This is a genomic window from Pseudomonas entomophila L48 (assembly GCF_000026105.1).
Lineage (GTDB): Bacteria > Pseudomonadota > Gammaproteobacteria > Pseudomonadales > Pseudomonadaceae > Aquipseudomonas > Aquipseudomonas entomophila.
This window is the reverse complement of record NC_008027.1, coordinates 2,254,305-2,276,645: the sequence shown is the minus strand read 5'-3', so window position 1 is coordinate 2,276,645 and position 22,341 is coordinate 2,254,305. Positions and strand designations below refer to the sequence as shown.

Genomic DNA, 22,341 nt, shown 5'->3' with positions numbered 1-22,341 from the left:
GAAGGTCAGCGCTTGACGCCGTGCTGGATGACGATCGAGTCGGTGCCGAGCTTGGCCATGACTTCTGCTTTACGCGCGTCGGCCTCGGCCTTGGCCGGGAACGGCCCCATCAGCACCACCGGCTTGCCGTCGCGGTACTCGACCCAGGACGGGATGCCCTTCTCGATCAGGCGCGCGGTCATGTCGGTCAGGGCGCCCATGTTAGGGCCCTGGATCACCTCGACATCCCAGCCTTCCGGTGCCGGCTGCTCGGCCAGCGCCTCGGCGCGACGCTGCAGGTCGGCACCGCCGCAGACCTCGCGGATACGCAGGTTGTTGCCGGTTTCGTCGATGAGGATCTCGTACTGGCCATCGTGCTTGATCGCCACGTAGCTGCGGTAGGGCTCGTACTGCCCGGCATCGTCCTTGCCCCGCACCTGGCCGCAGATCGAGCCCTGCGTGTCGAAACGCACGTTGGCGAACTTGGCCGTCTTGGGGTTGTGCAGGTGTTCGGCGACCTGCTTGTGCACGCCCTCGACTTCGTTGTTACAGCCCGCCAGGGCCAACATCGCCATTACCACCGCCAGTTTGCGCACGCCTGTACCTCCAGATTCGAAGGGGCGGATTCTAGCATGGCGGGAGGGGGTTGCCGGGGATGGGCGGCGAAGGTGGAAGGTTGCAGCGTGTGTCCGCGGCAACGGAATCGTAGAAAGCAAAAAGGGCGATCCTTTCGGATCGCCCTCTTCTGATTTGGTAGGCACAATTGGACTCGAACCAACGACCCCCACCATGTCAAGGTGGTGCTCTAACCAACTGAGCTATGTGCCTGTCGTGTGGTGCGCATATTAGTGATCAGATGCACACCTGTAAAGCGTTTTTTTCAAAAAAATCAAAAACTTTGCGAAACAGCTTCACATGGCCTCTGCCTGGGCGCACGCGGAACATCGAACCCTGTGGGAGCGGCCTTGTGTCGCGAATGGGCTGCGCAGCGGCCCCAGCAGTTTCGGCCCCAGCGCTAAAACCCTGGGGGTTGCTTTGCAGCCCATTCGCGACACAAGGCCGCTCCCACAGGGAATGCGCATAGCCTGAAGCCTCGTTTCGTCGAGGCCGGAGGCCAGAAATGCAAAAAGGGCGATCCTTACGGATCGCCCTCTTCTGATTTGGTAGGCACAATTGGACTCGAACCAACGACCCCCACCATGTCAAGGTGGTGCTCTAACCAACTGAGCTATGTGCCTGTCGTGTGGGGCGCATTCTACGCGATCCAAAACCGGTGTCAACCGTTTTTTTCACGCTAACTCACTGAATCTTAAAATATTTATAGAAAGGCCAGGCTGCAGGTGCGCGTAAAGGATTTTCACCGGACGACTAGCGGGTGTTTATTATTATTGATAGCATCGGTACATTCGTTAAAAATATAAAACACGAGGTTCCTCGAGCATGGCCAACACCCCCTACCCCCAGTCCTACTACGCCGCCTCGGCCAACCCGGTGCCGCCACGTCCGGCGCTGCTGGGTGAGGTGGAAACCGATGTGTGCATCATCGGTGCCGGCTACACCGGCCTGTCCAGCGCCCTGTTCCTGCTGGAAAACGGCTTCAAGGTGAGCATCGTCGAAGCCGCCAAGGTCGGCTTCGGCGCCTCGGGCCGCAACGGCGGCCAGATCGTCAACAGCTACAGCCGCGACATCGACGTCATCGAACGCACCGTCGGCCCCAAGCAGGCGCAACTGCTGGGCCAGATGGCCTTCGAGGGCGGCCGCATCATCCGTGAGCGCGTGGCCAAGTACAACATCCAGTGCGACCTGAAGGACGGCGGCGTGTTCGCCGCGCTGACCAGCAAGCAGATGGGCCACCTGGAATCGCAGAAACGCCTGTGGGAACGCTTCGGCCACAACCAGCTGGAGCTGATGGACCAGAAGCGCATCCGTGAAGTGGTGGCTTGCGACAGCTATATCGGCGGCATGCTCGACATGAGCGGCGGCCACATCCACCCATTGAACCTGGCCCTGGGCGAAGCCGCCGCGGTCGAGTCGCTGGGCGGCATCATCTATGAGCAGACCCCGGCCGTACGCATCGAGCGTGGCGCCAACCCGGTTGTGCACACCCCGCAGGGCAAGGTCCGCGCCAAGTTCATCATCGTCGCCGGCAACGCCTACCTGGGCAACCTGGTGCCGGAGCTGGCCGCCAAGTCCATGCCGTGCGGCACCCAGGTAATCACCACCGAGCCGCTGGGCGAGGAACTGGCCCGCACCCTGCTGCCGCAGGATTACTGCGTCGAGGACTGCAACTACCTGCTCGACTACTACCGCCTGACCAGCGACAAGCGTCTGATCTTCGGCGGTGGCGTGGTGTACGGCGCGCGCGATCCGGCGAACATCGAGGCGATCATCCGTCCGAAGATGCTCAAGGCCTTCCCGCAACTGAAGGACGTCAAGATCGACTACGCCTGGACCGGCAACTTCCTGCTGACCCTGTCGCGCCTGCCGCAGGTCGGCCGTATCGGCGACAACATCTATTACTCGCAAGGTTGCTCGGGCCACGGCGTGACCTACACCCACCTGGCAGGCAAGGTGCTGGCCGAGGCCCTGCGCGGCCAGGCCGAGCGTTTCGACGCGTTCGCCGGCCTGCCGCACTACCCGTTCCCGGGTGGCCAGATGCTGCGTGTGCCGTTCAGCGCCATCGGTGCCTGGTACTACAGCCTGCGCGATCGCCTGGGCTTCTGATATAAATCCATCGCGGGGCAAGCCCGCCCCCACGACCATCGTGGGGGCGGGCTTGCCCCGCGATCATTTCAACCTCAATGCCCCAGGCTGTTGACCGCCTGCTTCGCCGCGATCTCCTGCCCCGCGCGGGCCAGCTCATCGGCCGCCTGCAACCAACGCTGGCGATCCACCTGGGCCGGTACCTGCCGTGGCGACTGCACCAGCACCGCCCAACGCCCCTCCTTCGCCCACGCCGACTCGAAGTCAGCGAAGCTCACCAGCTGGCGCCGATGCATGCCCGAACGCAGCAGCACACGCTGCTTGTAACGGTCATAACCGATCAACACCGCATAGCGCGTCTCGCTCCACCAGGCCGAACCCTCCTGGTAGCGCACCAGCACCGGATAGCCCGCGGCCACCTGCGCCAGCAAGGCATCGATGCGCTTGTCCAGGGGATAGACGACCATGCCGTACTCGCGGGCCACCCGGGGGATGCCGGTGTCCAGCTTGTCTGCGGCCTTGGGCAGGCCCAGCGACTTGTCCAGCAGGCCAGGGGTGATCGGCGCGCCTTTCTGCGACAGCACGGCGGCCAGGGCCATCGAACCGCTGTGATTGGCGTTGCCACGGTAGAACGGCACGCTGCTGATCTCGACCCGCTGCGGCAGGCTGTTGAGCGATGCTGGCGGCGCACTGGCGCAACCGGACAACGCGGCCGCCACCAGGCAAGCTGCCAGCAGCCGGCGTGGGCCGAAGATTCGGGAGTTTGGAGAAAGTTGCAACATGGGCACTCGCTTGTTCCGATGCCAGGCAGGCGACGCCCGGCCCTGGGCACAGATCATAGGCGTCGGGCGCCTGCGGGTATAGCCCGGCACGGGCTTGGAACGAAACGGCCCAAGCACTAGACCTTAGGTCAATGGAACGTCACAGGCGGCGCGCTAGACTGAAGCTGTGTCTGGACGGCAAGCACGGCTCGCCGGAGAGAAGGAGGCACACATGAGCCTGACAATGGCAATTCTCATGCTGGTCGGCATGTGGCTGAGCGTAGCGGCCGCCATGCTCTGGGGCGTGCTGCGCATCGTGCGGCGACACTCCCACCCTCACCACCTGCCCCCTCAGGCCCTGGCCAAGCCACAGCCCGTGCGCCGTGCGCGGCGCCATGCCGGGGCACATTGACGGCGACGACTTCCGAGCCATGAACGACATGAGGGGGCCAGTGGCCCCCTCTTGTCGTTCACTTGCAACTTGGCGCTTGATTACCCTTCAGCTGCCTCACGCTTCAAACGTGCCCGACGCGCCATGATGTTGAGGATCTCGATGGCCGTCGAGAAGGCCATGGCTGCGTACACATAACCTTTCGGTACATGGGCGCCGAAGCCTTCGGCAATCAGGGTCATGCCGATCATGATCAGGAAGCCCAGGGCCAGCATCACCACGGTCGGGTTGTCGTTGATGAACTTGGCCAGCGGGTCGGCGGCCACCAGCATCACGATCACGGCGCTGATCACGGCGATGATCATGATCGGCAGGTGCTCGGTCATGCCCACGGCGGTGATGATGCTGTCGATCGAGAAAACGATGTCCAGCAGCAGTATCTGGAAAATCGCCGCAGTAAAGCCAATGGTCACGGTACTGCCGACCTTGGACTCTTCCTTGGCGCCATGGGGGTCGACGCTTTCATGGATTTCCTTGGTCGCCTTCCACAGCAGGAACAGGCCACCGGCGATGAGGATCATGTCCTTCCACGAGAACGTGTGGCCGAACACCTCGACCACCGGCTCCGTCAGCTGGACGATCCAGGCCACGGTGCTGAGCAGCGCCAGGCGCATGACCAGGGCCATGCTGATACCGATGCGGCGGGCCTTGGAACGGTATTGCTCAGGCAGCTTGTTGGTGAGGATGGAAATGAAGATCAGGTTGTCGATGCCGAGTACGACCTCCATGGCCACCAGGGTGGCGAGGGCAACCCAGGCGGTGGGGCTTGCGGCGAGTTCCAGCAAATATTCCATGGGTCAGTCCTGCTCTCAGATGTCCTGGTTGTCTTTCTTGTCGTCTTCGGCCTTGGCTTTGCCATCGCTGCCAATCGCCTCGCTCAGGGCCTCCTGGGCGGCGTCGTTGGTCTTGTCGATGGCCTGCTTGGCCGTTTCGGCCGCCTGGTCGAGCATCTGCTGGGCGGATTTCTCGGCCTGGTCGCAGCCAGACATGGCGAACAGTGCCAGCGCCAGCACCAACGGTGTACCAATGGATTTGAGTTGTAGCATGGGGTCCTCGCTTGTCGAATGCCGTGCGGCGCGTCATGCGCCTGATGGGGTTGCATTCTAGAGAGACTGAAACATCCGGAAAATTCGTATTTTCAGCGTATATACTTCGGTTTTTACGAATATGGACGCGCCATGCTCAACTACCGCCAGCTCCACTATTTCTGGGCCGTGGCCAAGACCGGCAGCATCGCCCGCGCCAGTGAGCAACTGAACCTCACCCCGCAGACCATCAGTGGCCAGATCAGCCTGTTCGAGCAAACCTGGAACCTCGAACTGTTCCAGCGCGTCGGCCGCCAGCTGGAACTCACCGAGACCGGGCGCCAGGCCTTGGTCTACGCCGAGCAGATGTTCCAGATCGGCGGCGAGCTGGAAGCCATGCTGCGGTCCGGGCCGCAGGAACAGATACTGTTTCGCGTGGGGGTGGCCGACGTGGTGCCCAAGTCCATCGTCTATCGCCTGCTGGCACCGACCATGGAGCTGGACGAGGTGCTGCGCATCAATTGCCGCGAGGACAAGTTCGAGCGCCTGCTCGCGGACCTTGCGATCCAGCGCCTGGACCTGGTGATCTCCGACAGCCCGATGCCCAGCCACCTGGACATCAAGGGCTACAGCCAGAAACTCGGCGAATGCGGCCTGAGCTTCTTCGCCACCCACGCCCTGGCCGAATTGCTCGACAAGCCCTTCCCCGCCTGCCTGGACGACGCGCCGCTGCTGATCCCCGGCCAGGAGACCGTGGTGCGCAGCCGCCTGCTGCGTTGGTTGGCCGAGCAGCAGGTGCAGCCACGGATCGTCGGCGAGTTCGATGACAGTGCGTTGATGCAGGCGTTCGGGCAGTCCGGCAGCGGGATCTTCGTCGCCCCTAGCGTGATCGCCGAAGAGGTGTGCCGGCAGTATGGCGTGCGCCTGATCGGCCAGACCGAGGCGGTCAACGAATCGTTCTATGCCATCTCGGTGGAGCGCAAGGTCAAGCACCCCGGGATCATCGCGATCACCGAAGGCGCACGGCGGGAGCTATTCAACTGGTAGCACGCTGCAACCTACCCGTAGGAGCCGGCTTTGCCGGCGAACACCGGCAAAGCCGGTGCCAACCACCGCGGCGCCCGCTTGGCAAGCCCGCCCCACAAGGTCAATGCCGCCCCACCATCGCCACGATGGTCGCCTGCAGCTCCTCCTTGGCCTCCCGCGCCTCCAGCTCCCCAGTCGCCGCGCCTTGGGACAACGCCTCCGCCGCCCCCACCAGCGCCCGCATCCCGGCCTGGCCGATGCGGCCTCCAGCCGAGAACGGCTCCAGGGCCTCGCGGCACTTGGCGAGGAACGGCCCCTCGTATACACGCTTGAGCGCCTCCAGCTCCGGCGATCCGGCCAGCGCTGCGCTCACCCCGGGGATCTCCCGCCCCTGGCTCATCACACAATCCACATACGCCTCGGCGATCACCCAGGCCCTGCCCGGCAGATCGGCCGCGCAGCCCATCAGGGCACTGTTGAGCATGGCCGTCTGTCGCGCGTCGTACTCCTGGTACAGCGCCACCAACAACCCGGTGCGGGTTTCGAAATGGTCGTACACCACCGGCTTGGTCACGCCCGCCTGTTCGGCCAGACGCCCCAGGCTCAGGGCATCGGTCCCCTCCTCGCGCACCAGCTGCCAGGCCACGTCCAGCAGTTGGCGGCGACGCTCCTCACGGGACAGGCGCTTGCGCGCCGTGGGTTTGCCATCGCTTGACATTGCTTACCTACCAAAAGTAACTTACCAACGGTAACTTACTGCGAGTATATAGCGCTCGCCCCATCCGTGCACCCTGCTTCTGGAGAACCTGCCATGCATGCCCTGATCGTCATTGGCCACCACGACCCCGACTCCCTCACCCACGCCATCGCCGAGCAGATCGCCGCCGGCCTGCGTGCCGCCGGCCACACCAGCGAATTCGCCGACCTGTCCCGCGAAGGCTTCGACCCGCGCTTCGGCCTGGCCGACCATGCCGTGCACCGGCGCCAAGCCGGGCCGCCCGCGGACGTACTGGCCGAGCAGGCGCGCATCGATCGCGCCGATACCTTGGTACTGGTCTATCCCATCTATTGGTGGTCGCTACCGGCACTGCTCAAAGGCTGGGTCGAGCGTGTGTTCAGCAATGGCTGGGCCTTCGACCAGGCCGCCGACGGCAGCACCACCAAACGCCTCAGGGGCATGACCGCGCACCTGGTCGGCATAGCCGGAGCTGACGCAGGTACCTTCGAACGACACGGCTATGGCGAAGCGATGCGCGTGCAGATCGAGCACGGCATCTTCGACTATTGCGGTGCGCGCGTACTGAGCTCGACCTTGATGCCCGACAGTGAAGGCGGGCGCCCTGCGCCGCTGCTCGAACAGGCCCGCACGCTGGGCCTGCAGCTGTTTGACGGCCTGGACGCGGCGGCCTGAACACTTGCGCCGCACCATTCACCCGGCGCGGCGCGACCTGGGCAAACCATGAAGAATTGCACATATACGCTCCCCCACCCCGTTGGCACTCTGCACCGCAGCCCCGCCACGGGCACCGGCGACCGGTCCCGCGGCGATTGTCCAGCCGACGAGCGATGGAGAGCGATACGTGGACATACTCGGTTGCGATGCCAGCACCCTGTCAGACGCGGTCAAGCGGGGCGCGATCCGCCCAGCGCAGGTGCTGGACGCCTATTTCCAGCAGATCGACACGGTCAACCCCCACATCAACGCCATAGTGCAGAGCAACCGGGAGATGGCCTACGAACAGGCGGCCTGGATCGAGCGCGAGCTGCCTCGCCTGCAACACAAACGCTTGCTGGGCGTCCCCTTCAGCGTCAAGAACACCTGCCACGCCCTGGGCTACAGCCCCGACAAGGGCTGTGCCGGCCTCGCAGGCCAGGCCAGCGAAACCGACGCCACCGTGGTGGCCCGCCTGCGCGGCGAAGGCGCGCTGCTGCTGGGCCTGACCAACACCCCCGAGCTGAGCATCGGCTACGAGACCGACAACCTGCTCTACGGCCAGACCCGCAACCCCCATGACCTGACCCGCAGCCCCGGCGGCAGCAGTGGCGGCGAGGCGGCGCTGATCGCCGCCCAAGGTTCGCTGCTGGGCATCGGTTCCGATGCCAGTGGCAGCCTGAGGGTACCGGCGCACAACAGCGGCATCTGCACCTTGCGGCTCACCCAAGGGCGCGTGCCCCTCACAGGTCACTTCCCCCTGGACTGCATGGGCATGTTCAGCCCGTTCATCAGCTTCGGCCCCATGGCCCGCACCATTGCCGACCTGCGCCTAGCCGCGCCGCTGCTGGCCGGCCCCGACGGCCGCGACCCCCACGTGCCGCCGGTGCCCTGGCACACCGCGTCCCCCCAGGCACTGTCCGAACTGCGGGTGGCCTGGTACGCCGACGACGGCATCAGCACGCCACAGGACGATATCCGCCAGGCCGTGGCCCACGCCGCCGATGCCCTGCGCGGCGAAGTCGCCTGCCTCGACGAGCGCCGCCCCGACTGCCTCGGGCAAATCGAGGAGTTGCTGGCCGACAGCATCCTGCTCGGTGGCGACCAGGGGCAGTGGCTCAGCGACCTGATCCAGCAACTGGGCCTGCGCGAAATCTCGCCCTTGCTGCGCGAATACCACGCGCTGACCCGCCAGAGCCAGCTCACGGTCACCCAGTTGCGCGGCATCTGGATGCAGCTGGACCGCTGCCGCCAGGCGATGCTGCGCTTCATGGAGGATTACGACGTGATCCTCTGCCCCGTCGCCGCGACGGTCGCCAAGCCCCATGGTTGCTCCTACGCGCAGGTACGCGATTTCAGTTATTCGATCTGCTACAGCCTGGTCAACTGGCCGGTGGCGGTGGTGCCCATCGGCCAGTCCCGCGACGGCCTGCCGATCGGCATCCAGGTCATCGCCAAGCCCTGGCGCGAAGACCTCGCCCTGCAGGTGGCCGGCCACCTCGAGCAACTGGCCGGCTGGCACAAGCCGCGCCTGGCCCTCGACGCCTGACAGCCCTCCCCTCCCAACGAATCCGCAGGTAAGCCATGGAAGCGCTCGACAATCGATCACTGCACACCCACGGCGGCCACCCCTTCACGATGGTCGCCGCCACCCCCCTGCAAAGCCGCCTGCACCGCCTGCTCGGCGTGCTGGCCGCCCCCTGGCTGTTGCCACGGCGCTGGCGCAACTCGCGGGCGCTGCGCGACCGCACCCGCCCCTACCACTACATCGGCAAGCTGGCCAGGCACGCCGACGGCAGCTGGCGGCGCTACCTGCGCCTGCCGACCTTCGCCGGCGACTACAGCGTGCTGATCGGCGTCGAGGAGATCCGCGGGCTGATGCAACACCCGCGCATGGGCCAGGGCGAGCTGGTCGGCGACGGTCGCCAGTTCCTGGTCATCGCCGATGCGCTGGGGCGCATGCGCCTGAGCAAGGAGCGCCAGGACGCCAAGCAGAAGCGCAACATCATCGCCCACCTGGTCAGCGGCCCGGAACGTTTCATCCAGACCATGCGCCAACTCAGCGAGCAGCGGGTGCGTCGCTGGTGGCAAGGCGCGCCGACCTTGCTGGTCAACGCCGAACTCAGCGAATTCACCGCCGAGGTCTACCTGCGCTCGGTCATGGACCTTCAGGGGCCGGTGGAAGGCGTGGGGCAGATGCTCGAGGAGCAGGTGGACCTGCTCGGGCAGGCTTTCGCCTACCACAAGCCCGCGCACTTCAACCGTCGCTTCGACGAGCTCAAGCGCCAGTTGGTGGCGCGCATCGGCAACGATCCGGGCTTGCTCAACAGCACCGACTACACCCACCGGCTCAATGCCTACATCGACCAGCACTACCAGTCGCTGCAGGACGAGGCGTTCGCCACCGGGCTCAATGGCGCGGTGCTGGCCGGCTACGTGGCGCCTTTCCCGTCGTTCCTCGCCCTGGTCGACGAGCTCGGCCGTCACCCCCGCTATCGCCAGGCCCTGCGCCAGGAGCTGCTGACGAAGGGCGATGACCACGCCGCCTACATCCGCCGCGACGACACGCTGCTGCACGCCTGCGTCCACGAAGTGCTGCGCCTGCATCCGGCACAGCCCTTCCTGTTCCGCGCGGCGAGCCGCGACCTGATGGTCAACGGCCATTTCGTCCGCCAGGGCAGCGAGTTGGTGGCCGACATCTACCACGTGCTGCGCCTGCCCGAGCTGTGGGGCGAGGATGCCGACGCCTTCCGCCCCGAGCGCTTCCAGGAAGCCCCGGAGCGCTACCGCCAGCCGTTCCTCGCCTACTCCAGCGGGCCGAACAACTGCACCGGCCAGATGTTCTCGCGCTACTCGCTCAAGGTGCTGCTGGCCGAAATGGTGCGCGCCGGCGACTGGGAATCCACCGATGAGCCCCTCGAACATCACTTCCACTTCGCCCTGGCCATGAGCCGCCCGGTGCGGATCCGCCTGAAGGAGCACCATCATGGCTGAGACCCTCGCCAACCCTTACCAACGCCGTTTCTTCCTGGAGTGGCAACTGGCGCCAGGCAGCACCCTGTACAACACGCCATTGGTCTATCGAGTGGCCGGGGCGCTCGATCTGCCCGCGTTGCAGAGCGCCCTGGCGCACTTCGTCAACCACTACTACCCGGCCTGCCTGGGCCGCTTCGAACAACGTGGCGAAGCCCTCTGGCAGTTGGCCGGGCCAGCCCAGGCCCAAGTACTCACGGTGTGCGACCTGCCCCCGGAACACGAACTGGAGCTGGCAACCGAGCAGGTACTGGCGCATCCGTTCGACCTGCGCACCGGCCCGCTGTTTCGCTTCGACCTGCTGCGCCAGGGCGACGAGCAGCGACTGGTGCTGAACTTCCACCACATTATCGCCGACGCCACCTCGGCCCTGCAGTTCGTCCAGGTCCTGGCCGAAAGCTACGCGTGCCATCAGCAGGGTCGCCCACTACCCCAACCGGAGCCTGACACCCGTGCGTCGGTGCAAGACAGCACCGCCAGCGCCGACGTCGCGCACTGGTGCCAGCGCCTGGCCGGGCTGCCCCTGAGCGTCGACCTGCCGCGCCAGCACAGCGCCCAGGCGGGCGACTCGGGGCTGGGCGCCTCGCATTACTTCGACCTGCCCGAACCACTGGCCCGCTCGTTGCGCCGCTATGCCCGCAGCCAGGGGGCCACGCCTTTCGTGGTCCTCGCCGCCGCGCTGGCCCACGTGCTGGCTGGCTACAGCGGTGCCCAGGCGCTGGTGCTCAACCACCCGGTGGACGAACGGCCCGCTGGTGCCCGTCGGGTGCTGGGCTGCCGAATCAACAACTACCCATTGCCAGTCGAGCTCGCCAGCGAGGGCAGCCTGCAAGCGCTGGTCGCCAGGCTGCGCGAGGAGCGCAAGGCTGCCCGCCAGCACCCGCGTTTTACGCTCACCGACGTGATGCGCCAGCTACGCGAACAGGGCGAGAGCGTGGAACGGCCCTTCAATGTCAGCCTGGTCGAGGCCTACTTCGGCGCTGACCAACTGATCCTGGGCCAGGCGGTCTTTGCGCCTCAGCCCCTCGGCCGGCGCCAGGTGGTAGGCGACCTGGTGGTCGCCTACCAGCTCGACACCCAGCGTATCCGCCTGCGCCTGGACTACCCGCTCGAATCATTCAGCGAGGCGTTCATCCAACGCCTGGGTGAAAGCTTGCAGCACACGCTCGAGCAGGCGCTGGCCGCCCCCGAACAGCCCATGCAGCGCCACTGGCTGCTGCCGACGGGCATGGCCGAGCGCCTGCAAGCCTTCGCTGGCGAACCCGCGTGCCACGCAGTGGGCCAGGAAGGGGTGATGCAGCGCTTCCTCGAGCAGGTGCAACGGCGTCCCGATGCGCCGGCCCTGCAGTACCGCCAGGGCACCCTCGACTACCGGCAACTGGCCGGCGCGGCCTCGGCGCTGGCCGATCGGCTCGGCGAACAGGCCCGGGGCGGCTGCATCGGCGTCCACCTGCGGCGCAAGGACCAGGCCGTCATCGCCATGCTCGCGGTGCTGGGCAATGGCGCGGCCTATGTGCCGATTGACCCGGACATGCCGCTGGAACGGCTCAAGGATATCGTCGCCGACAGCGGCATGGACCTGTTGATCACCGACCAAGCATTGCCCATCGACGTGCGCCAGTTGTGCCCTTCGCCACCGTCGGCACGCACCGTGCCCCGGCCCGTGTCCCTGCAGGCGCCAGCGCCGGACAGCCTGGCCTACCTCATCTACACCTCCGGCTCGACCGGCAAGCCGAAGGGCGTGCGCATCGCCCACGCCGCGCTGGGCAACCTGATCGCCGACTTCGTGGCCGACCTTGAAATCAGCGCGCGGGACCGGGTGCTGGGCGCCACCGCCATCGGTTTCGACATCTTCGGCCTGGAGCTGTACGGCGCGCTCACCAGCGGCGCCTGCCTGCAACTGATCGACGACCAGGTGCGCGACCCGACGGCCCTGGCCCAGGCCCTGGACGCGCTGCGTCCGACACTGCTGCAAGGCACGCCATCCTTCTGGTCGCTGCTGGCACTGGCCGGCTGGCACCCGGCCGAACGCGACGGCGTTCGCCTGTTGTGCGGGGGCGAGGCCCTGTCGAGCAACCTGGCCAGCTACCTGCTGGGCTGCGCCGGGCAGGTGGTGCAGGTCTATGGGCCCACCGAAACCACCATCTGGTCGACCCGCCAGCGCCTGACCGATGCCAGCCAGCACGCGGTGATCGGTCGGCCGATCGGCGCCACCCGCTGCTACGTGCTCGACCCCCAGGGGCAGCCAGTGCCCTGGGGCGCCAGTGGCGAGCTGTGCATCGGCGGCGCCGGCCTGGCCGAGGGTTATCACCAGCGCGACGCGCTGACCGCCGAACGCTTCCCGCTGCTCGATCCGCTGGGCCTGGAAGGCCGGCCGACCCGCCTGTACCGCACCGGCGACCGAGTGTGCTGGAACGACCAGGGCGAGCTGGTCTACCACGGCCGCCTGGACTTCCAGGTCAAGGTGCGTGGCCACCGCATCGAACTGGGCGAGATCGAGCACGCGCTGCATCAACTGCCCGGCATCCGACAGGCCGTGGTGCTGGCCTGGGACAGCGATGGCCAGACCGAGCTGAGCGCCCACGTGGTGCCCCAGGATGACGGCCTGGGCGACCCCGACGCCTGGCGCGCGGCCCTGCTCGAACGGCTGCCGGCGTACATGGTGCCGCAGCGTTTCGAATGCCTGGCCCGGCTGCCGCACTCGCTCAACGGCAAGGTCGATCGCCGGGCACTGAGCCGCCCCGCGCGCAGCGACCTGGCGCCACAGGCCGCGCCGCAGGGCGCGACCCAGCTGCGGCTGGCCAGGCTCTGGCAGGACTTGCTTGAAGTGCCGCAGGTCGGTGCCGAGCAATCGTTCTTCGAACTGGGTGGCCATTCGCTGATGGCCGCCCAGTTGCTGGTGGCCATCGACCAGCAGTTCGGTATCCGCCTGGGCCTGGCCGACCTGCTGCGCCATCCCAGCCTGCGCGAGCTCGCGGGTTGCCTGGATGCCTCCCGGCAGCTGACGCCGACGCCCATCCCGCCCAGCCTGACCACGCGCTTTGCGCTGTCGCCGGCGCAGCGCCAGCTGTACTTCAGCGACCGCTACGACGAAGGCGGCCCGCAACGTTTCAACCTCGCGGTGGTCCAGCGCCTGCTCGGGCCGCTGGATATCCCGGCGTTGCAAGCGGCCTGGCGGCAGGTAGCGGCACGCCACCCCCAGTTGCACATGCGTGTCGAGGCTGATGATGAAGGTGTGTGGCAGGTCCTGGACACCCAGGATCAGCAGCCCCTCACCCCACTCGATGTCGCTCGCGACCAACTGCCTGGGTTGCTGCGCAGGGCCCTGCGGGCATCGCTGCCACTCGACCGTCCGCCGTTGTATCGCCTGCACCTGCTGCGCCTGGCAGCGCAGGAACACATCCTGTTGCTGCAACTGCCGCACCTGCTGGCCGATGGCTGGTCGCTGGACCTGCTGCGCCGGCAACTGGGCCAAGCCTACAACGCCGAGCGCCGTGGCCAGCCGCTGGGCGAGGCACCCGCGTGTCAACGCTACGCCGACGCCATCGCCCAGCAGCAGGGCTGGCTGGACAGCCCCGCGGGCCACCAGGCGGTAACCTTCTGGCGCGAGTTGCTGGTGGGCTACGAAGGCCTCGACCTGCCTCGCGATCCGGGCCTTGAGCACGTTGATGGCGACCAGGGCGCGCACTATCACTTCGACCTGCCGGCAAACCTGGTCAGCCGTCTGGAGCAGCACTGCGCGGACCACAAGACCTCGTTGTTCTGCGCCTTGTACGCAGCCTACGCGGTACTGCTGGGTCGCTACTGCAACACCCGTGACCTGGTGATCAGCGTGCCGTCGGCCAACCGCGGCGCTGGTAACGACCAGGTGTTCGGCCTGTTCACCTGCACCCTGCCACTGCGCGTGCGCCTCGATGAACAGGCCGGCCTGGCCAGCCTGCTCGGGCAGGTCGCCGCGCTGTCGCGCCAGGCCCAGGCCTGCCAGGGCGTGCCGCTGGAGGCCATGACCGAGGCATCCGGCGATGGCCGCGTGCACCCGTTGATGCAGGCAGTGTTCGCCCTGCAGAACGCCAACGAACAACACGAACTCGCGCTGGACGATGTCCACGCCAGCTTCGTCGAAGTGGACGACGGCATCGCCCGCTATCCGCTGTTCCTCTCGCTGCGTCGCCATGACGGTGGCCTGCGCGCCACCCTGGAGTACGACCGCACACGCTTCGCCGCCCCACGCATGGCGCGTCTGGGCGAACACTACCGGTACCTGCTGGAGCAACTGCTCGATGCCGACGTACCGTTGCGTGACCTGCAACTGCTACGCCCACGGCAGCGCCAGGCGTTGCTGCGCCCGGCCCGGCGCCCGGCCGCGGCAGCGAGTGCGTCGCTGGTGGACGCGTTCAAACGCGTGGCCGCTCGCCTGCCCGGCAGGATCGCCATCGAGGACGGCCAGAAGCGCCTGAACTACGCCGAGCTGGAGCGCGCCAGTGACCGGCTGGCCCGGCGCCTGCGCCTGGCCCACCAGCAACGGCACGGCCAAGCCCTGCCGGCCGACACGCTGGTCGGCCTCTGCGCCACCCGGGGCATCGACCTGCTGGTGGGCATGCTCGGCATTCTCAAGGCCGGCGCCGCCTATGTGCCGCTGGACCCCGACTACCCCCACGCGCGCCTGGCCGCCGTGCGCCAGGATTGCGCCTTGGACTGGGTGGTGGCGCAAGGCGAAGCCCTGGCCCGCAGTGGGCTGCAGGACCTGCAGGCGATCCTGCTCGACGACGAGGCGCCTGCGGCGGATGACGCCCAGCCCTTGCCACGGGTTGCCCCGGCGCAACTGGCCTATGTCATCCACACCTCTGGTTCCACCGGCACGCCCAAAGGCGCGCTGCTCAGCCACCACAACGTCATGCGCCTGTTCGACGCCAGCCGGCCGCTGTTCGACTTCGACGAGCACGACACCTGGTGCCTGTTCCACTCCTACGCGTTCGACTTCTCGGTGTGGGAGATCTGGGGCGCGTTGCTGCACGGCGCACGCCTGGTGATCGTGCCGCAAGCCACCAGCCGCGACCCCGAGGCCTTGCGCGAGTTGATCGTCAGCCAGGGCGTGACCGTGCTCAACCAGACCCCGGGCGCCTTCGTCCGCCTGGTCACCGAGGACCTGCGCCATGCCGCGCCCATGCCCCTGCGCCAGGTGATCTTCGGCGGCGAGGCGCTGCAGGTGGCAACGCTGGCCCCCTGGTTCGACAAGTACGGCGACCGCGTGCGCCTGAACAACATGTACGGCATCACCGAAACCACCGTGCACGTGACCCACACGCCCGTCACCCGCGATGACCTGGCGCGCGCCACCCAGCAACGCATCGGCAGGCCGCTACCCGACCTCAGTGTGCTGGTGCTCGACGCCCACGGCCAACTGTGCCCGCCGGGGGTCACCGGCGAGTTGCACGTCGCCGGCCCAGGCCTGGCCCGTGGCTACCTGAACCAGCCGCAGCTGACCGCGCGCGTTTTCGTCGAGCGCCACGGCCTGCGCCTGTACCGCAGCGGCGACCTCGGCCGCTGGCTGGAAGACGGCCAGCTCGAATACCAGGGGCGCAACGACCACCAGGTCAAGGTCCGTGGTTTCCGTATCGAGCTGGGTGATATCCAGGCCGCGCTGCTGCGCCTGACCGAAGTCGATGACGCGGTGGTACGCCATGACGCCCACCGTGGCGTGCTGCAAGCCTGGTTCAGCGCCTCCCGGCCTCTGGCGCTTGGCGACGTCCAGGCGCACCTGCGCGAGCACCTGCCGGCGTACATGCAGCCCCAGCAGTTGCGTCAGGTCGAGCGCCTGCCGCTGACCGCCAACGGCAAGGTGGATGTCGATGCCCTGCGCGCCCTCGAACCGCTCGAGCAAGCACGGGCAGACAACTGGCGCGCGCCATCGGGCGAACGCGAGCGCTTGCTCGCCGGGATCTGGCGCACCGTGCTGGAGCTCGAGCAACCCGGTGCCGACGACGACTTCTTCGCCAGCGGCGGCGACTCGATGCGGATCCTCGATGTCCAGCGCCTGGCCCGCGAAGCTGGCTTCAACTTCAGCCCGCGCCAGTTGTTCCGCCACCCCACCCTGGCCGGCCTGGCCACCCAGCTCGCGCCATGGCAAGCCACGCCCGGCGCCGAACGCCGGCTACCGTTTGCCCTGCTCGATGCCGAACGCGCCGAGCTTGCCCGGCAGATGGGCGACCAGGACGGCTATCCCCTGACCGCACTACAGGAAGGCATGCTGTTCCATTCGCAGCTGGAACAAGCCGCCACCTACCTGGACATCATGTCGTGCCGGGTCCAGGGACGGTTCGAGGAGGCCGCCCTGCGCGAGCAGTTGCAGGCCTTGATGCAGGCCCACGCGGTGTTGCGCACCTTGTTCGCCGCCAGCCCTCAGGGCCACTGGCAGCGCGTACGCGGGCACCTGCCCCTGCCGTTGGTGGTGGACGATCTGCGCGCGCTGGAGCCTGCGGCCCAGGAGCGCTGGCTGGAGGCCTTCCACCGCGACGAACTACACCGCCCGCTGAATGGCGAGCTGGCGCCCTTGTGGCGCGTCACCGCGCATGTCCTGGAGGGCGGCTGGTACCTGACCCTGACCTGCCACCACGCCATCCTCGATGGCTGGAGCGTGGCCAGTTTCTTCACCACCCTGCTAGAAAACCTCGACCGGATGCTCGACGGCGAGTCTCCCTTCCAGCCGGTGTCGACGCTGGACTTCGTCGACTATGTGGCCCGCGAGCGCCAATGGCGCGCCCAAGCTGAGCTGGGGGCGTTCTGGCAGGCGACCTGCGCCGAACTGGAACCGACCCTGCTGGCCGAGGCCGAACGCCACCCAGGCGGCAGCCTGCGCCGCCTCGAGGTGACGCTGGAACCTGCCCTGGACGAGGCCCTGCGCCACACTGCCCGCACCTTGGGCGTGAGCCTCGACCTGGTGCTGCTGGCCGCCCACCTGCAAGCCCTTGGCCGCCAGACCGGGCGCCGCCGGGTCGCCTGCGGCATGCCATCCCACGGTCGCCTGGTCGAGGACGAGGGCCAACGCATGCTCGGCCTGTTCCTCAACACCACGCCCTGCGTTATCGCCCTCGACGCCGACGCAACGCCCCGCCAACGGGTGAGACGCCTGCACGACTATCGCGCCGGGCTCGGCGACGCCGCGCAGTACCCCTTGCGCGAGGTTCTTCGCGAGCACGGTGGCGCGCTGTTCGACAGCCTGTTCAACTTCGTGCATTTCCATGCCTTCGACCGCTTGCAACACCTGCATCACTTGCAGGTCAGCCCCGGCTATTGTCACGAGCAGACCAACTTCACCCTGGTCAACCAGACCGGCATCGACCCGCACAGCGGCGCGCTGCGTATCGAACTGGTGCACCGCGCCGAACAGTGGTCGGACGCCTCGGCGCGGCGCTTCGCCCTGCACCTGCATCAAGCCCTGTGCGAACTGGCCGAAGTCGCGCCGTCCCAAGCGCAACAGGCCGCGCTGCACGCCCTGTATCCACCCGCCGCCTGGCAAGGCCTGAACCCTGCGGCCGACACCTGCGGTGGTTTGCCGGGGCGGTTCGCCGCCATCGTCGCCCGGCATGGCCAGCGCCCGGCCCTGCGCGAAGGCGACCGGACAGTGAGCTATGCCGAGCTGGATCGCTGGTCGGACAACCTCGCCCTGCGCCTGCTGGCGCAACATGGCGCCCGCCTCGATCGGCAGCGGGTCGGCGTGTTCACCCGGCCCGGCATGGCCACCATCGCCACATTGCTGGCGGTGCTCAAGGTCGGCGCCAGCTACCTGCCGCTGGACCCGGAGTACCCCACCGCACGCCTGCGTCAATTGCTCGATGACGCCCGGCCGGCGCTGTTGGCCGGCGACGTGATGGCGCTGGAGAAACATGCCGGGCTAAGCCTGCCGGCGCTGGTCATCGACGACGCGCCGTTGCCGCAGCCGCCGCTGCGGCCACTGGTCCCCGTCGCTGCCGATGCCCTCGCCTACGTGATGTACACCTCCGGTTCGACCGGCCAGCCCAAGGGCGTGATGGTCGAGCAGGCCGGCATCCTGCGCCTGGTGGTGGAGGCCGACTACGTGCACATCGGCCCGGGCGACGTGCTCGGGCAACTGGCCACCCTGAGCTTCGACGCGGCCACCTTCGAGATCTGGGGCGCGCTGCTCAATGGCGCGACCCTGGCCCTCGCACCGGTCGGTTGCGCGCTAGACAGCCCGGCACTGGCCGGCTACCTGCACGAGCAGGCGGTGAGCATCCTGTTCATGACCACCCGCCTGTTCGACCGCCACGTCGCCGCCGGCCACGCCGCGATGTTCCGCGGCCTGCGCTACCTGATGATCGGTGGCGAGGTAATGGACCCGCTCACCGTCGACCAGGTACTGGCCTGCGCCGAAGGCCGCCCGCAGCACGTCTACAACGTCTACGGGCCGACCGAGAACACCACCTTCAGCACCTTCCAGCCGCTGGACCGTGAGCGCCTGGCCCTGGGTGACATCGCCATCGGCCGGCCGATCCGCGGCACCAGCGCCCACGTGCTGGACGAACTGGGGCGCCCCACCGCCATCGGCCAGGTCGGCGAACTGTACCTGGGCGGCCAGGGCCTGGCCCGCGGCTACCTGAACGACCCTGGGCGCAGCGACGTGGCCTTCGTCACCCTTGACCTGGCCGATGGCCAGGGCCCGTTGCGCCTCTACCGCACCGGCGACGCGGCGCGCTGGCAGGCCGATGGCACGCTGGGCTACCTCGGCCGCATCGACCGCACGATCAAAGTCAACGGCTTCCGGGTGAACCTGGGCGAGCTGGAAAACACGGCCCGCCAGTGCGGCGACCTCGAGCAGTGCATCGCGGTCAACGACCACGGCCTGCTGCTGTACTTCAGCGGCACGATCACCGCCCAGGCGCTGCGCCAGGCCCTGGCGAGCCGCTTGCCGGGCTACATGCTGCCGGCCCGGCTGATCCAGGTCGACACGTTCGAACTCAACCGCAACGGCAAGATCGACACCCACCGGCTGCCGTCGGCACGGGACCTGGCGGTGCCGGCCCGCACCTTCAGCGATGCCAACGAGCAACGCCTGCACCAGATCTGGAGCGCGCTGCTCGGCCACGGCGACATCGACGCCGAGGACAACTTCTTCGAGCGCGGCGGCGACTCGCTGCTGGCCATGCAGCTGCAACAGCACATCAGCCAGGCCTTCGCCCGGGAACTGGCGGTGGTGGAGGTGTTCCGCCACCCCACCCTGCGCAGCATGGCGCGTTTCCTCGACGACACCCCCCGCGAGGCCGCGGCCGACCAGCCGCCGGCCAACGACGAACAGCGCCGCGCCGCGGCCTTCAGCGCACGCCGTGCGCGCCTGACCACCCTCTGAATAGGAATGCAGCGATGAATCCGCCCATGGACAACGCCATCGCCATCATCGGCATGGCCTGCCGCCTCCCCTTCGCCGACAGCCCAGAGCAGTTCTGGCAAGCCCTGGCCGAAGGCCAGGAAGCCATCGAGTCATACAGCGACGAACAGTTGCTGGCCCAGGGCGTGCCCGCCGAACGCCTGGCCGACCCGCACTACGTCAAGGCCGGCGTTGCCCTGCCGGGCCGCCAGCTGTTCGATGCCGGTTTCTTCGGCTTCTCGCCGCGCGACGCCAGCCTGATGGACCCGCAGCAACGCCTGCTGCTCGAGACCGCCTACCACGCCTTCGAACGCGCCGGCTATGCGCCGGAGCGCCATGGCCAGGAAACCGGGGTGTTCGTCGGTGCCGATGCCAGCAGCTACTTCGTCCACAACCTGCTGCCCAATGCCCAGGCCATGGCCGCCACCGACCCGGTGCAACTGCTTTACGCCAACAGCGGCAATGCCACGCAGATCGCCTACAAGCTCAACCTGCGCGGCCCGGCGATGGATGTCGCCACCGCCTGCTCCACCTCGCTGGTGGCGATCCACCAGGCCTGCCGCAGCCTGTTGCTGCACGAGTGCGACCTGGCCCTGGCCGGCGGCGCCTCGGTGCAGGCCGCCGAACAGCAAGGCTACCTGCACCGCCCCGACAGCATCCTGTCGCCGGACGGCCACTGCCGGGCCTTCGACCAGCAGGCCCGCGGCACCGTCGCCGGCCAGGGAGTAGCCCTGGTGCTGCTCAAACGCTACGAGGACGCCCTGCGCGACAACGACCGCATCGAAGCGGTGATTCGCGGCTCGGCGATCAACAACGACGGCGCGCGCAAGGTCGGCTACACCGCCCCCAGCGTCGATGGCCAGGTCGCGGTGCTGCGCCGGGCCCTGGCCATGGCCGGCCTGCAGGCGGACGAGGTCGGCTACATCGAATGCCATGGCACTGGCACGGCCTTGGGCGACCCCATCGAGCTGACCGCGCTCAACGAGGTGTACGGCGGGCAACCCCGCGCCGCCGACGCGCCCTGCTACCTCGGCTCGCTGAAGAGCAACCTCGGTCATCTCAACTCCGCCGCGGGCGTGGCCGGCCTGATCAAGGCCGTGCTGTGCCTGCAACAACGGCAGATCCCCGCGTCGCTGCACTTCACCCGCCTGACCGACAAGGCCAGCCTCGACGGACTGCAGGTCAACGCCCAGCTGCGCCCATGGCCACAGGCCGACCACGTGGCGCGGGCGGCGGTCAGTTCGTTCGGCATCGGCGGCACCAACGCCCATGTGCTGCTGGAGGCGGCGCCACCACGCGCCGCCAGCCAGGTGCCCGCCGGCCCCTGGCTGCTGACGCTGTCGGCCAAGTCGGCGCCCGCCGTGGCACGCAAGCAAGCGCAACTGGCGGACTGGCTGGAACAGCTGCAGCAGGCGCCGCTGATGGATATCTGCCACACCGCCAACGGCGGGCGTACCCAGCACGTGCATCGCCTGGCGCTGGTGGTGCGCAGCCACGCCGAACTGCTGGCACGGCTGCGCGAGGGCCGCCCCGCGCGTCTCGCCGCGCCGCCACCGGCCGACCTGGTGCTGGTGCTGCGCGACGACCCGCACCTGGTCGAGCGCGTGGCGCCACTGGCCCCGCACTGCCGCCCGCTGGCCGAGGCCCTCGGCCACATCGGTAGCAACCTGGGCCCGACGCAGCAACGCTTCGCCGCCCTGTACGCCCTGGCCGAGTTGTGGCATGCCTGGGGTTTGCGTCCCCACCTGGTGCTGTGCGACGCCCTGGGCGAACTGGCCATGGCCTGCCGGGCCGGCCGACTCTCGCCGGGCGAAGCCCTCGCGCTGCTCGACGGCCAGCTCGGTGCCTTGCCCGAACGCCAGGGCGAGCCTGGGTTCGCGTGGCTATCGAGCCTGGACGGCCAGCCGGTCAGGCACGCACGCTCGCTCGATGGGCAGTATTGGCAGCAGGCACGCAGCCAGACGGTCTTCAACACCAGTCTGGCGCGCCTGGCCAAGGCGCCCGGGCACTGCCTGGTGGACGCCGCGGCCGCGCCATGGCCACCGGGCACCGACACCGACGCCTGCCTGCACAGCGACCAGCCAGCAGCGCATGAGCAACTGCTCGACCTCGCCGGCCAGTTGTGGATGCGGGGCGTCAACCTCGACCTGCTCGCCGTGCACGACGGCCGTGGCCTGCGCGTGGCGCTGCCGGGCTACCCGTTCGAACGCAGCCGCCACTGGATCGAACCGCCGAGCCCGGGGGCCGTGGACACCCCGGCGCACGCCATGGATAGCGCCAGCAGCGCGCAGGTACCCCCACGCAATGAGCTGGAGCGGGAGATCGCCGGGCTGTGGTCGGAGCTGCTGGGCATCGAGCAGGTCGGCGTCACCGAGGACTTCTTCGACCTGGGTGGCCACTCGCTGCTGGCCACCCAGCTCAACGCACGCCTGCACCAGCGTTTCGGTATCGAACTGAGCCTGGAAGACCTGTTCGACCACCCCACCGTGGAGGCCACGGCCAGCCTGCTGCTGCGCAGCGAGGCCGCCGTGCCCGACACCTCCCACTGACAC

General features: G+C 67.8%; 13 protein-coding genes and 2 tRNA genes. 8 read left to right on the top strand and 7 right to left on the bottom strand.

The window, feature by feature from the left end; all coding sequences use genetic code 11:
* Positions 1 to 5: 5 nt before the first annotated feature.
* From PSEEN_RS10090 to PSEEN_RS10080, 3 genes are all read right to left on the bottom strand, one after another.
* Positions 6 to 575, bottom strand: coding sequence for an SPOR domain-containing protein (locus PSEEN_RS10090; protein ID WP_044487966.1), 570 nt, complete (start codon positions 573 to 575; stop codon positions 6 to 8).
* A 155-nt stretch (positions 576 to 730) separates the two neighbouring features.
* Positions 731 to 807: transfer RNA gene (locus PSEEN_RS10085), tRNA-Val, on the bottom strand.
* A gap of 333 nt (positions 808 to 1,140) precedes the next feature.
* A tRNA-Val gene (locus PSEEN_RS10080) sits at positions 1,141 to 1,217 on the bottom strand.
* A 202-nt stretch (positions 1,218 to 1,419) separates the two neighbouring features.
* Here PSEEN_RS10080 and PSEEN_RS10075 point away from each other — a divergent pair.
* Entirely contained in the window at positions 1,420 to 2,703 is a 1,284-nt protein-coding gene (locus tag PSEEN_RS10075; protein ID WP_011533393.1) for an NAD(P)/FAD-dependent oxidoreductase, read from the top strand.
* Between the two features lie 74 nt (positions 2,704 to 2,777).
* Here PSEEN_RS10075 and PSEEN_RS10070 read toward each other — a convergent pair whose 3' ends face one another.
* Entirely contained in the window at positions 2,778 to 3,521 is a 744-nt protein-coding gene (locus tag PSEEN_RS10070; RefSeq protein WP_011533392.1) for a peptidase C39 family protein, read from the bottom strand.
* 154 nt (positions 3,522 to 3,675) lie between these two features.
* Here PSEEN_RS10070 and PSEEN_RS10065 point away from each other — a divergent pair, with 154 nt between their 5' ends.
* Positions 3,676 to 3,855 (top strand): hypothetical protein, encoded by a 180-nt coding sequence (locus PSEEN_RS10065; protein WP_011533391.1) that lies wholly within the window; start codon positions 3,676 to 3,678, stop codon positions 3,853 to 3,855.
* An 80-nt stretch (positions 3,856 to 3,935) separates the two neighbouring features.
* On the opposite strand, the gene PSEEN_RS10060 is transcribed toward PSEEN_RS10065, so the two are convergent.
* Together PSEEN_RS10060 and PSEEN_RS10055 are read right to left on the bottom strand one after the other, a co-directional pair.
* Complete coding sequence (locus PSEEN_RS10060; protein ID WP_011533390.1) at positions 3,936 to 4,688, bottom strand: TerC family protein; 753 nt, start codon at positions 4,686 to 4,688, stop codon at positions 3,936 to 3,938.
* Positions 4,689 to 4,703: 15 nt separating this feature from the next.
* Complete coding sequence (locus PSEEN_RS10055; RefSeq protein ID WP_011533389.1) at positions 4,704 to 4,940, bottom strand: hypothetical protein; 237 nt, start codon at positions 4,938 to 4,940, stop codon at positions 4,704 to 4,706.
* A gap of 132 nt (positions 4,941 to 5,072) precedes the next feature.
* Here PSEEN_RS10055 and nhaR point away from each other — a divergent pair, with 132 nt between their 5' ends.
* The gene (nhaR, locus tag PSEEN_RS10050) at positions 5,073 to 5,966 is read left to right on the top strand and encodes a transcriptional activator NhaR (RefSeq protein ID WP_011533388.1); all 894 of its coding nucleotides are present in this window, start codon (positions 5,073 to 5,075) and stop codon (positions 5,964 to 5,966) included.
* A gap of 100 nt (positions 5,967 to 6,066) precedes the next feature.
* On the opposite strand, the gene PSEEN_RS10045 is transcribed toward nhaR, so the two are convergent.
* A complete protein-coding gene (locus PSEEN_RS10045) occupies positions 6,067 to 6,663 on the bottom strand; it encodes a TetR/AcrR family transcriptional regulator (protein ID WP_011533387.1) in 597 nt (198 codons plus the stop codon).
* 93 nt (positions 6,664 to 6,756) lie between these two features.
* Between PSEEN_RS10045 and PSEEN_RS10040 the strand changes: the two genes are divergently transcribed.
* From PSEEN_RS10040 to PSEEN_RS10020, 5 genes are all read left to right on the top strand, one after another.
* Positions 6,757 to 7,356 carry an NAD(P)H-dependent oxidoreductase gene (locus PSEEN_RS10040; protein WP_011533386.1) on the top strand — a complete coding sequence of 200 codons (600 nt, stop codon included), beginning with the start codon at positions 6,757 to 6,759 and terminating at the stop codon, positions 7,354 to 7,356.
* A 169-nt stretch (positions 7,357 to 7,525) separates the two neighbouring features.
* On the top strand, positions 7,526 to 8,926 hold the full coding sequence (locus tag PSEEN_RS10035; RefSeq protein ID WP_044487964.1) for an amidase: 1,401 nt from the start codon (positions 7,526 to 7,528) through the stop codon (positions 8,924 to 8,926).
* Positions 8,927 to 8,961: 35 nt separating this feature from the next.
* Positions 8,962 to 10,371 carry a cytochrome P450 gene (locus PSEEN_RS10030; protein WP_011533384.1) on the top strand — a complete coding sequence of 470 codons (1,410 nt, stop codon included), beginning with the start codon at positions 8,962 to 8,964 and terminating at the stop codon, positions 10,369 to 10,371.
* Positions 10,364 to 19,771 carry a non-ribosomal peptide synthetase gene (locus PSEEN_RS10025; RefSeq protein WP_011533383.1) on the top strand — a complete coding sequence of 3,136 codons (9,408 nt, stop codon included), beginning with the start codon at positions 10,364 to 10,366 and terminating at the stop codon, positions 19,769 to 19,771. Before PSEEN_RS10030 ends, PSEEN_RS10025 begins: the two co-directional genes overlap by 8 nt.
* 14 nt (positions 19,772 to 19,785) lie before the next feature.
* Entirely contained in the window at positions 19,786 to 22,338 is a 2,553-nt protein-coding gene (locus tag PSEEN_RS10020; protein ID WP_011533382.1) for a type I polyketide synthase, read from the top strand.
* Positions 22,339 to 22,341 lie beyond the last annotated feature (3 nt).